Raw genomic sequence first — 11,254 nt, forward strand, 5'->3', positions numbered from 1 at the left:
GGGCAGCTCTCCCCGGAAGCGGTAGGTGGCCCCGGCGCGCGTCTGGTGGCCCCAGCCGCGTGAGCGCAGGTGGAAGAGCAGGTCGTGCGGCTCCCACTGCTTGAGCGCCGTCTGCGTCTCCTCCGACGCCGGCACGTCCAGTCCGTTGGGGACCAGGATGCCCGTCTCCGCCAGCAGGCGCACCAGCTCGCGCAGCGTGAAGGACTCGATGCCGGTGTTGAACTGATTGAGCCGCGCCAGCAGCGTGGGGCGGGCCATGTCGAAGAGCAGCGACACCACGCGCCGGTCATGCAGCGCAGCGGTGGCGTGCACCGTGGGGCAGTCCAGCACCGCGCGGCCCTCCGCCATGCGCGTATGAGCGAAGCGTGACAGCTGCAGCGGTTGGGCCGCGTCGAACGTCGCGCGGTGGCGCAGGAACGATGCGGACGCGGGCGTGAGCGTCAGGAGCAGGTTGCCGCGCTCCTCCACCGTCCACGACAGCAGGCCGCCATCTCCAGCCAGGTCCAGCCAGTACCACGCGAGCGTCGTGTCCGAGCCCGCGGCGGCCGGCACCTCCGTCTCGTGGATGCCTCCGTCCGCGAGCGACTCGAAGACGGCGCGCACACCGGGGGCCAGCGGGCCCAACCGCAGTGAGCGGCCAGGGCCCTCCACGCGCGCGTCCTCCGCGTCGGGGCAACGCAGCGCCACACCTTCGGCGAGCGACAATCTCATTCGTGATGCCTCACGGTTCCACACCGTAGAACCGAGTCGGGTTTTCCCAGAGAACCTTTCGTAGACGACTTTCGGTCATCACGTCACGCAAGGACAGCATCGCACCCAGTACATCCTCGCCGTGGTCGAGATGCGGGAAGTCGCTTCCGAAAACCAATCGGTCCTCCGGGAGGTGGCGCATCATGTCAGACAAGTACGGCTCGTCCGGTTCCATGGAAACGAAGCAGTGCTGGCGCAGGTAGGTTGAAGGGAGCTGTCGGATGGTGGCGGAGACCTCTGCACCCACAGCGCGATATTCCTCATCCAAACGCCACGCCCAGTACGGCAGCCAGCCGCAGCCCGCCTCCATGGCGCCAATGCGCAGGGCCGGGTGCCGCTCCAGCACGCCCCCCTGGAGGAGCGCGAGCAGCCCCATCATCAGCTCCATGGGGTGGGCGCACACGTGGTTGGCGAAGCGGGTGTCGAAGCGGTCCGCGCCCGCGGACGGCACGTAGACGTGGCCGCTGCCGTGGAGGACCACCGCGAGTGAGAGCTTCTCGCACTCGGACCAGAAGGGCTCATAGGCGGCGTCCGACAGGAGCCTGCCTCCGATGGGGTTGGGGCGCACCATGACGGCGCGCCAGCCGAAGCCCGCGACGCGGCGGACCTCCGCGACCATGGCCTCCGGCTGGTGCCGGCTGATGAGTCCCACGCCACGCAGGCGCTCCGGCTGGTGCGCGCAGAAGCCATGCAGCCAGGTGTTGTAGACGGACGCGAACGCGGTGGCGACGCGGGGCTCGAGCGGGGAGAAGCCCTCCAGGAGCAACGCATAGGTGGGGAAGAGGGCCGCCATGTCCACGCCGTCGCGATCCATCTGGGCCAGGTACACGTCTGGCCGCTGCAGCAGTTCATTGCGCCCCAGCTGCGCGTAGGAGCGCGCGGAGAACTCCAACCACGCCTTCTCCGGCATGTGGTTCCACAGCGGCTTGCCGTCCACTTCCGGCAAGGGCAGCACGGGCAGCAGGCCCTGGGGGCCCAGCCGCGCCAGGCGCTCCTCCAGCGTTTCTTCCGGAAGGCGTCCCAGGCGGGGCGCGTGCCGGCGCAGGCCGGGTTCCAGTTGCTCCGCCCACAGGCTCAGCGGCTCCAGGACGTGCCGGTCCGCGTCGAAGATGTGAAGGCCGTCGCGCATCCGTCAGGGTCCCCAGCTCGCGAGCTCGTCGCGCACGTCCTTGAGCAGTGCTTCCAGCAGGCCGGTGCGGCGCGCCTGGGTGCGGAGGGCCTGCTCCTCCGAGACCTCCAGCGTACCCGGATGGCCACCGCGCGCGGCCACCTGCCGGTCGCACAGCTCGCGAAGGAATTCGTGGTGCTGCGGCTGGAGCGATTGGAAGCCTTCGCCCCAGCGGGCAACGAAGTCCACCAGCACGTCGCGTGAAGCCTCCGGCACCTCGCGGCGGTCCGGCAGGTCGCGGCTCAGGCGCACGAAGAGGTCCGGGAACACGTCGCGCATCGCGGTGGCGAAGCCGGGCGGGACGTAGACGGGCTGCGTGTCCGGGACGAGGTCGCCCTGGCGCTCGGCGGCTAGCACCGCGTCGAAGTCCGTGAAGAGTCGCTCATGGCGGCGGCGCTCGTTCTGGTTGCGCGCGAGGAAGAACACCGCGCGCGGCAGCATCGCCGGGGCGGTGCCGCGCACCTCCGCGAGCGTGTCCCCCAGCGCCTGTCGCTCGGACGGCGTCAGGGCCCAGGCGGCGGTGGCTTCGCGCAGGAAGCGGTCGGTGACGGCCTCCGGCCAGTGGGGCTCCTCCACCTGGGGCGGGCGCTGGATGCCAGCGATGAAGCCCCGGATGCGCTCGCAGGCGGCGTCCCACGTGGACAGCCGCTCCACCAGGTCGCGAAAGCCTTCGAGCAGCTGGGGCCGCGTCATGCCCAGGGGCATCACGTTGAGCACGATGGCGCCCCGGTCCTTCGCGTGCGCCTTGCGGGGCGTGGCGAGCCGGCCTTCCGCGCGCAGCCGCGTCCACAGCTTGGTGCCGCGCGGAGCCTGGAGCGGTGCCACCACCACCCAGGGCAGGTGCGTGCGCTGGATGTTCGCGTGCAGCGAATCGAAGACCGCGGGCGTGTCGTGGTCAAATCCGACGATGAAGCTGCCCCGGGGCCCGATGCCGTGCGCCTGGATGCGCAAGAGGTCGCCCACGAGGTCCGCGCGCACGTTCTGGTGCTTCTGCGCTTCCTTGAGCGCGCCGATGTCGAAGGACTCGATGCCCAGGACGATGGTGTAGAAGTTCGCGTCCGCCATGCCTTCCAGCAGCGCGGCGTCGCGGCTCAGGTTCATCGTCACCTGGGTGAAGAAGCGCAGCGGACGGGGTAGGGCGCGGTTGAGGGGCACGAGTCCCGCGAGCACCTCCTTCGCGTACGCCGCGTCGCCGATGAACTCGTCGTCCGCGAAGAAGACGCCTTCGGCTCCGAGCGCCGCGTGGGCGCGCACCTCGTCCAGCACGCGGTCCACCGGCTTGTGCCGCTGCTTGCGTCCGTACAGGTAGATGACGTCGCAGAACGAGCAGTCGAACGGACAGCCGCGCGTGGTCTGCACGGAGCCCCACGCGTAGCGCGGGATGTCCGTCGCGATGGCGTCCCAGCGGGGCAGGGGGCTTTCGTTCAGCGAGGGCTTGTCGAGCTGCCGGTACTCGGGCGCGTACTCGCCCCCGAGCCAGTCCGCGAGGAAGCGCGGCCAGGTGCGCTCCGCCTCGTTGACGAAGAGGGCGTCGAAGAAGCCCCGGTAGTCCTCCGGCGCGGCGGAGATGGCGGGACCGCCCGCGACCACGGTGGCGCCCAGGTCGCGGAAGTGTCCGCCCAGGAATCGCGCCTGGTAGGTGAGGGCGGAGTACATCACCGACACACCGACGATGTCGTAGTCCGGCAGCTCCGTGTCCGCGCGCAGCTGGCCGTGCAGTTCTTCGTCCCAGATGTCGACGGTGAAGGCGTCCGGCGTGAGCGCCGCGAGCGTCGCGCAGGCCAGCGGCGTCATCGTCGCGCGCTTCACCAGGCCGCGCTCGGGGTCGAAGTCCTCCGTCTCCCGGTCCACGTGGCGCCGGTCGGGGCCACACTGGACGAGCAGGATGCGAGGCTTGGGTTCAGGAGGAGGCGCCATCGCTCAGAAGTAGAAGGGCACGGGGTTGAGCTGCGCTTCGGTCTTCGGGGCCTTCAGCCACCCCATCCTCACGGGGACGTCATACAGCCGTCCGGGGCCGAGCCTCGGCCAGAAGTGGCGCAGCCCCGGGACGATGACCTTCACGGCGGATACGCCCACGTCGGGTCGTGATTGCTCCACCACCAGCGTCTCCAGTCCCACGCTCGCGGCCCGCGCCACGCACTCGCGCACGTCGTCCCGCAGGTCGTCATGCCACACGCGCGGAAAATCGGCGCGGACGCGCGCGGGGACCAGGTCGTTGGGGAAGAGCCAGCTGACGTCGCTGTGCGCGCTGGCGTCCCAGGGTGCCGGCGACAGGTCCTTCGGGTCGTAGCACTGGGCCACCTCCGTGAGCGCGCGCTGCACGGCGAGCTTCGCGTCGAAGTGGCAGCCGCACCCGGCCCAGGCCCGGCCCCGCTCCGGCGACCACACGAGCGCGGCGAACACCGGGATGCCCAGGTCGTGCGTGAGGTCCAACACCGACAACTGGAGGCCGAGCGACTGGTAATGCGCGCTCACGGACGCGAACCACGGTTCGTCGAAGGAGCGCAGGTCCACGCGCGGACGGCGCAGGCGGTTGTACCACCAGAGCGCCACCGCATCGCGCTCCACCAGCTCCAGGAAGCCCTGGAGGATGGCCTCCTCCACGCAGTTGCCCGCCGCGTTCCCGTTGGAGTTGAAGAAGCAGAACGGCACGTCTCCGAGCGGGGGCGTGGGCGCGAAGAGGTACGCGAACGACGTGGGCACGTACTTGTGGACCCCGTGCGTGAGTGAATACGCGGGGCTCCAGTCCATGGGTTGATCCGCGTACGGATTGGGCACCGCGGTGCGCATGTCGCGGCTCGCGCTTTCGCGCCGGGCCTGGAACTGCGCGGCGCTGAAGTGCTGGAGCGCGTCCGGGTGCACGGCCTGCGCACCCAGCTGGGACGCCGTGGCGTGGACGCGGGGCTCGTCGCCCTGGAACACCGCGCTGTAGCGCTCCAGTGCTTCACACAGCGCGCCCGCGCGGGCCTGGGCCTCCGTGCGGCCCTTGCCGCTGGCCACGCGATGGAAGTCGTCGGAGGCCGGCGCGTCCGTCCACGGGCACACGCGGAAGACGGCGGACTGGATGTGGCCCAGCGGCGCGTCGCCCGGCACCGCGCGCAGGTCGCTCACCACGCCCGTCACCGGGCTGATGAGGTGGCGATGGCGCTCCCAGGTCTGCTCGGGCGTGAGGATGCGGTGGCCGCCGTCGTCGGTGAAGCGCTTGGCGCGCGAGGCCAGCTCCAGGGGCTTCTTCGCGCGCGCCTCCATCCAGTGGGGGTCGCCGCAATCCGGGCACTGCGGACGCCTCGCCACGGCGTGCGATTCCAGCTGCCAGGTGGCGAAGTCCAGCGTCCACAGCCGCGTCTGTCCCGGGCCTCCAGGTCCGTCCACCACCCACCGGGCCACGAGCGTCGCCGCGAAGGACAGCCCCGCCTTCGCGGTGGTGGGCAGGCCCGTGCGCGGCGGGCGGATGGCGCGCGGCGGGGGGCCCTTGCGCGCGAGGTACTTCTCGATGGGGCGGTTGTCCAACAGCCGCGCAGTGAGGCACGTCCAGCAGGCGCGCTCGCCGGGGCCCACCACCGGGCCCGCGTGGCACGCGGTGCCGGACACCTTCAGCGGGAGGAACGCGGCGCCCGCGCTCCGGGCCTCCCGGGCCAGCGCGAGCGCTTCGGTCGACAGGTAGTCGTCCACCAACAGCACGCGGCGGTCGGCGTCCTCGCGCACGTCCAGGCCGGTGTCGCGCAGTGCCTCCTCCAGCCCCTCGCCATCCTCGCCGTCCACCGCGTGCACGGAGACGGACACGTCCAACAGCCGCCCGGCCGCGGTGGCCGCGCCCACGCCCAGCGACTCCCAGAAGCCGGCGACGCTGGCGTCGAAGACGTCGTGTGCCTCCTCCACGTGTCCGCGCTCCTCCAGGAGCGACAGCGCGTAGAGCACCTCCGGCGCGGAGGCCCGTCCCGCCAGCGCGGCGATGACGTTCGCCACGGTGCGCTCGCCATCCAGCAGGGGCACGATGCTCGCGTGCAGCTCCCCCTCCAGCAGGAACTGGGCGCGCTCCCCGACGAGGAACACGCGCCGCGCGTCGAGCACCTCGGCGCGCAGGTGGGGCTTGATGCGGAGGACTCGGTCCATGGGCAGGCGGGCGAGCCTAACCGGGGCCCGCGCTCGTGGATACGACCTGGCCCGGCCTTCCGGGGGCCTGGACTCCGCGTGGTAGAACGCCGCGCATGGCCCGCATCCCATTGACGCAGAGCGCGCGTGTGTCCCCGGCGTCCCTCCACCCCCCGCTCCGGAGCCGCGCCGCCACAGGCAAGGTGGAGGTCACGCTGCTGTTGCGTCACGGGACGCCGCTGCCCACGGTGGAGGAGCTGTGCGCGAACCCGCCGCGCCGCCCGCTCACCCACGACGAGTTCGAGGCGAAGTACGGCACGAACCCGAAGCACCTGGCCGCCGTGCGGCGCTTCGCGAAGAGCCATGGCCTCACCATCACCTCCGAGCGGCGCGACCGGAGCTACGTCGTGCTCCAGGGGTCCACGGCCGCGATTCGCAAGGCCTTCGCGGTGGACCTGCGGCGCTACACCTACGGGAAGACCTCCTACCTGACCCACACGAAGCCGGTGTGCCTGCCGCGCGCGCTGCAAGGCGTGGCGGAGTGGGTCCTGGGCCTGGACACCCGGCCGCTCGTCACCCACAACGCGGCAGCGCTGCCCATCCCCGCGGAGATGGCGAAGCAGGCCGGGCTGCGCACGTACACGGCGCCCCATGTGGCCAGCCTCTACCGCTACCCCCGCAACCAGGGGGAGGGCCAGTGCGTGGGCATCATCGAGCTGGCGGGCGGCTACAAGCAGTCGGACCTGGATGCGTACCTGAAGTCGGTAGGGGTGGAGCGCACGGCGCCGGTGGTGAACGTGGGGCCGAACAAGGCGGGGCTCCTCAACACCGCCTCCAACTCGGAGGTCACGATGGACGTGGAGTTGGTGACCTCGGTGTGTCCGGCCGCGCGCGTCGTCGTCTACAACGCGGGGTCGAAAGACTACTCGCTGCGCGACTACCACCGCGTCCTGTCGGAGGCCATCAGCGACCGGGAGAACCGGCCGTCGGTGCTGACCACCAGCTGGTCCTTCTACGAAGGATCGCTCATCCAGCAGGGCGAGGAGCTGGCCTTCGAGCGGCTCTTCATCGAGGCGGCGCTCCTGGGCATCACCGTGTGCGCCGCGTCCGGAGATCTGGGCTCGCAGGTGCCGGTGAATGCCCGCTCACCCACGGGCGCCATCACCCTGGCGGCGACGAGCTACCCCGCGGCGAGCGCGCTGGTGCTGGGCTGCGGCGGCACCACGCTGGAGGCGGTGGGGGACGTCCTCCACCACGAGCGCGTGTGGAACCGCCTGGGCGAGGCGATGTCCATGGGCCCCAGCGCCACGGCCGCGGGCGCGAGCAGCGGCGGCGTCAGCACCATGAACGCGCTGCCGCTGTACCAGCAGGGCATGGGCGTGCCGCACCTGGTGAAGTCGTCGTGGAAGAACGGCGTGTTCGAGGTCTCCCGCAGCACCGGCCGCGGCGTGCCGGACGTCGCGGCGAACGCGGACCTGCACACGGGCTATCAAATCGTCTTCAAGGGTCAGCAGGGCGTGGCCGCGGGCACGAGCGCCGCGGCGCCGATGTGGGCCGCGCTCATCGTCCGCCTCAACGAGGCGCTGGGGGAGCGCGTGGGCTTCCTCCACCCCCGGCTGTACGCGCTCGTCACCGAGGGACAGCCTGTCATCCGGCGCATCACCCACGGCGGCAACGGCGCGTACTTCGCCAGCGACGCGACGTTGTGGAACGCGTGCACGGGCCTGGGCACGCCGGACGGCGAAGCGCTGCTCGCGGGCTTGCGCAGGCTCCAGCGTCGCAAGCACTGACGGCCTACACCGCGAGGACTCCTGGTCATGGGGCTGCGCGCCAACCTGAAAGCACTCGTGATGAGCGGAACAGCTTTCAGCCTGATGTTTGGGTACTTTGCCTGGAGCCTTCACGGCACGGAGCAGGCACTGCTGGCCCGGCCGACGGTGCCGGGGCGCATGCTCGCGATCTCGGTGGAACTCGGGGTCGGGAAATCCAGAGACTACTGGAGCGTGAAGCCGCGCTACGCCTATGAGATCAAGGGCCGCTCGTATGTCGGCGAGGACCTGTCCAATTCGCCTCCGAGGGAGTACCGGCTCTGGAACCCCCAGCCGAGCCCGGAGCTGACGCAGTATCTGGCGCGCTACCCGGTGGGCGCCACGGTGCCCGTGCACTACGACCCAAGGATCCCAGGGCGCAGCGTGCTGGAGGTGAACACGGGCGCCGCACTCGGCTTCACGCTGGCCTCGGCGGTGGCGGGCCTGGGCGCGGTGCTGCTGTTCTTGTGGTCCCGACGCGCCGGTTCGCACGCGCGCTGAAGGCCCGGCGTCATCCGCCGGGCCGTGTCGCGTCCCGGATTACTCCAGGATCTGCTCCATGCTCAGGAAGGGCCGGGCGGCGGGGATGTTGCGGCCCTTGCAGACCTCGATGAACTTGTTGGATTCGATCATCTGGGGCGCGGTCTCGTCGTACTGGAGCACCATCACGTGGCGCAGCCAGGGCTCCTGGCCCATGGCGTAGATGAAGACCTCTTTCGGATTGAGGTGATTGAGGATCTCCGTGGCGCGGGCGCTGTCGGAGCCGTTGAGCCGCCGCGACTGATCCATCTTGCGAGGCAGGGGCTGGCTGAGCAGCGGGCCGTACATCCAGCTCATCGGGCCGCCTTCGCACTCCATGCCCAGGTAGAGCGCGTCCAGCGGGCCCACCAGCTTCGACAGGTGCTGGTACATGCGCGGCTCCAGCGCGTTGGAGTCCGCGGCCATCAGCATGGAGCGGCCGGCCAGCCGCACCAGGTGCGCCGTCTTCGCCTGCACCGCCAGGTCGCTGTGCTCGCCGATGAAGGGGATGCCCATCAGCGACCCGCCGGGGATCTTGATCTCCTGCAGGTCGTCGATCTCGATGACGTTCTTGAAGCCCGTCTGCTCCAGCACCAGGCGCAGCGAGGGGTCCGCCAGCGAGTACGCGTTCGAGCGCGGCACCACGATGGTCCCGATGCGGTGACGCAGCTGCAGCAGCGTCTCCATCATCAGGTGGTCCGCGTGGCCGTGGGTGATGAGGACGTAGTCGATCTTCTCCGGCAGGTCCGCGTGGGTGAAGCGCCGCTGGTCCGTGGGGAACTCGTAGCTGATGACGGGGTCGGTGAGGACGGACACCTCACGCGTCTCCATCAGCACGCACGCGTGGCCGAAGTAGCGTACACGCACGCCGGAGCCGGTGTACGGCTCGGGCTTGCGAGGGGCGGTCTCCGTGAAGAGGTCCGCGAAGGCCTCCGAGGCGGTGGACGGCACGCCCAGCATCTCCGCCACCTGCCCGGGGCTGCCCGGCGTGTGGCGCATGCGGAAGAGGGCGTCGATGCCCTCGTGCTTGTAGGGCACCTGGAGCCACAGGGGCGAATCGCCCTCCAGGCGCGGGGTGCTGAAGACGTACTTGCGCGCGTCACCGGCCACGCGCATCAGCGAGATGCTCTGCGCGGATTCCTTGTAGAGGCTGCTGCGGTAGAGCAGGGGCTCCATGATGCGGGCGTTGGCGCGGTGGGCCAGGTCGTAGTGCAGCTCCACGAAGCCGCGGAGCATGTCCGGCACCTTGGCGTAGAGCGGCTCCAGGGACTCGCCCTTGGAACTGGCCAGCAGCTGCTCCAGGTCCGACACGGCCTTGGTGTAGGCCAGCATGTCCGCCTGCTCGCGGGTGGTGCGGTCGAGCAGGGCCTTCACCTCGTTCACGCGCGACACGGGGTGGTTGATGAAGGGGCCGCCCATCAGCGCCGGGTTCTGCAGCGCGGCCACGTGCACGTCCGGGTTCGCGACGAACGACTGCATCAGCTTCAGGTGCAGGCGGGAGACGAACAGCGGCGCCGTGGCGGGCGAGATGAGGTACCACCAGACGTACCACTGGTTGAACAGCGGCTCGATGGCGACATCGGGCTTCAGGTACATCGGGCGGTCGAGCATGGAGGTCTCGCGAAGGTGGGTGCGCAGGCCCCGGGCAGGCCCGGGAGCACGCAGGCCCGCCAATGTCGATGATTCCCGCCCTGACTTCAAGGTGCCGACTTCCGGGCCAGACCTGGAAGGCGGCGGTGGGGCGCGTGGAGACGACGGCGCGACGGAGTGCGCGGTTCATCGCGTCTCCTTCGCGTGGCGCTTGGCGAGTTGCTGCTCCAGTTCTTGGCGAAGCCGTTCCGCGCGCTGGGGTTCAGGAGGCTGGTAGGAGGTGGCCAGGAAGGACATGAGCGCGTCCATGTCCGAGGGCGCCAGCAGGCGGGTGTCGCAGCCGGTGTCGGGCTTCAGGCGCGATGTCTCAGTTCATGACGCCGAGACGAACTGGGAGCCACGGGCCCTGCCTGTGCTGAGCGCCGAAGAGGTGCAGGGCTACGTCGGCAGTCTCGGGGAGCGCTGCACGTATCGGGACGGACGCCTCGTGCATCCGGGCTCCGTCTCACGCAAGGCCCCGCCCTGACAGCCGCGGGTTTCGAGATCGCGCTGAATGGGATGTCAGAAGCAGGGCGAACCTGGCGTCGAGCGCCGTCCCATGCTGCTCGAATTGGCGGTGGGTGATGCCTATGGCGCGGGCTTCGAATTCGCGCCGGGGATGCACGGCCGGGCAGGGGCTTGCCGCCTGTGCAGCCGAGTGCTCCACCCCGTGTAGCGGGCTGCACACCCGGCGGGGGCGCGGGGCGGCGGCCGGGCCCAACCCCTCGGAAGGAGGGGGGCTTCCCGGCTGGCCCTGTTGGTGCACTGCTAACGCTCCATGTGCCGGGAACGCGCAGCCCCCCCTTTTGACGGCCTTCGCGCCGCCCAGCCCAGCGAGCACACCCGCTGGCTGGTGGAGCCCGATGAGCCCGCGCTGCGCGAGCTGCTCCACGCGCGCTACGCCGGGAGCTACTCCTACCGCTTCCTCCATGAGCCTGGAGGGGCCTCGCGGCTCTGGAGGGCCGGCGCGCTGCTCAGCCTGGGTGAGTTCGACGCCCAGGGCACGCTCCTCTGGCACACGGGGCTGTGGTGCAAGCCGGGGCGGGACTCCCTGGATTCGGGGCTCTCCATGGCCCTGCCTGGCCGGCGCACCGCCATGGACCGCTCCGAGCACGAGCGGCTGTGGAGCCACCTCCTGGAGCTGCTCAAGGCGCGCGTGGGCTTCCTGCACCAGCAGACGTCCACGTTGCACCTCATGGCGCAGCGCTACGCGTCGCGCTTCATGCGGGCCGTGCCGGTGGGCCTCATCGTCGACTACACCGAGGGGGAGACGCTGGTGGGGGTGGAG

At 70.5% G+C, this 11,254-nt stretch carries 9 protein-coding genes; 3 read left to right on the top strand and 6 right to left on the bottom strand.

The genetic code is table 11. From position 1 onward, the window contains the following. From D7Y15_RS39220 to D7Y15_RS39235, 4 genes are all read right to left on the bottom strand, one after another. Positions 1-711 (bottom strand): hypothetical protein (locus D7Y15_RS39220; RefSeq protein WP_199746038.1); only part of this gene is annotated, 711 nt, incomplete at its 3' end. Positions 712-721: 10 nt separating this feature from the next. Then, positions 722-1,879: an amidohydrolase family protein gene (locus tag D7Y15_RS39225; RefSeq protein WP_120580818.1), complete on the bottom strand. Its 1,158-nt coding sequence runs from the start codon at positions 1,877-1,879 to the stop codon at positions 722-724. A 3-nt stretch (positions 1,880-1,882) separates the two neighbouring features. Beyond that, positions 1,883-3,835, bottom strand: coding sequence for a radical SAM protein (locus tag D7Y15_RS39230; protein WP_121755752.1), 1,953 nt, complete (start codon positions 3,833-3,835; stop codon positions 1,883-1,885). A gap of 3 nt (positions 3,836-3,838) precedes the next feature. Then, a complete protein-coding gene (locus D7Y15_RS39235; protein WP_121755753.1) occupies positions 3,839-6,031 on the bottom strand; it encodes a TOMM precursor leader peptide-binding protein in 2,193 nt (730 codons plus the stop codon). A gap of 95 nt (positions 6,032-6,126) precedes the next feature. On the opposite strand from D7Y15_RS39235, the gene D7Y15_RS39240 reads away from it, so the two are divergent. Continuing rightward, entirely contained in the window at positions 6,127-7,800 is a 1,674-nt protein-coding gene (locus D7Y15_RS39240; RefSeq protein WP_121755754.1) for a protease pro-enzyme activation domain-containing protein, read from the top strand. Between the two features lie 27 nt (positions 7,801-7,827). After that, on the top strand, positions 7,828-8,319 hold the full coding sequence (locus D7Y15_RS39245) for a DUF3592 domain-containing protein (protein ID WP_120580822.1): 492 nt from the start codon (positions 7,828-7,830) through the stop codon (positions 8,317-8,319). A 39-nt stretch (positions 8,320-8,358) separates the two neighbouring features. On the opposite strand, the gene D7Y15_RS39250 is transcribed toward D7Y15_RS39245, so the two are convergent. Continuing rightward, on the bottom strand, positions 8,359-9,948 hold the full coding sequence (locus D7Y15_RS39250; RefSeq protein WP_121755755.1) for an MBL fold metallo-hydrolase: 1,590 nt from the start codon (positions 9,946-9,948) through the stop codon (positions 8,359-8,361). Positions 9,949-10,113: 165 nt separating this feature from the next. Continuing rightward, positions 10,114-10,236 (bottom strand): hypothetical protein, encoded by a 123-nt coding sequence (locus D7Y15_RS46470; RefSeq protein ID WP_255430434.1) that lies wholly within the window; start codon positions 10,234-10,236, stop codon positions 10,114-10,116. A 508-nt stretch (positions 10,237-10,744) separates the two neighbouring features. On the opposite strand from D7Y15_RS46470, the gene D7Y15_RS39260 reads away from it, so the two are divergent. Next, on the top strand, positions 10,745-11,254 hold a 510-nt coding region (locus D7Y15_RS39260; protein WP_148712980.1), incomplete at its 3' end, for a hypothetical protein.

The sequence above is a fragment of the Corallococcus sp. AB030 genome (assembly GCF_003668965.1).
Lineage (GTDB): Bacteria > Myxococcota > Myxococcia > Myxococcales > Myxococcaceae > Corallococcus > Corallococcus exiguus.

Coding starts and splice junctions, on each gene's coding strand:
- D7Y15_RS39225 (WP_120580818.1), bottom strand. CDS start 1,879: ATGCGCGACGGCCTTCACATCTTCGACGCGGACCGGCACGTCCTGGAG.
- D7Y15_RS39230 (WP_121755752.1), bottom strand. CDS start 3,835: ATGGCGCCTCCTCCTGAACCCAAGCCTCGCATCCTGCTCGTCCAGTGT.
- D7Y15_RS39235 (WP_121755753.1), bottom strand. CDS start 6,031: ATGGACCGAGTCCTCCGCATCAAGCCCCACCTGCGCGCCGAGGTGCTC.
- D7Y15_RS39240 (WP_121755754.1), top strand. CDS start 6,127: ATGGCCCGCATCCCATTGACGCAGAGCGCGCGTGTGTCCCCGGCGTCC.
- D7Y15_RS39245 (WP_120580822.1), top strand. CDS start 7,828: ATGGGGCTGCGCGCCAACCTGAAAGCACTCGTGATGAGCGGAACAGCT.
- D7Y15_RS39250 (WP_121755755.1), bottom strand. CDS start 9,948: ATGCTCGACCGCCCGATGTACCTGAAGCCCGATGTCGCCATCGAGCCG.
- D7Y15_RS46470 (WP_255430434.1), bottom strand. CDS start 10,236: ATGGACGCGCTCATGTCCTTCCTGGCCACCTCCTACCAGCCTCCTGAA.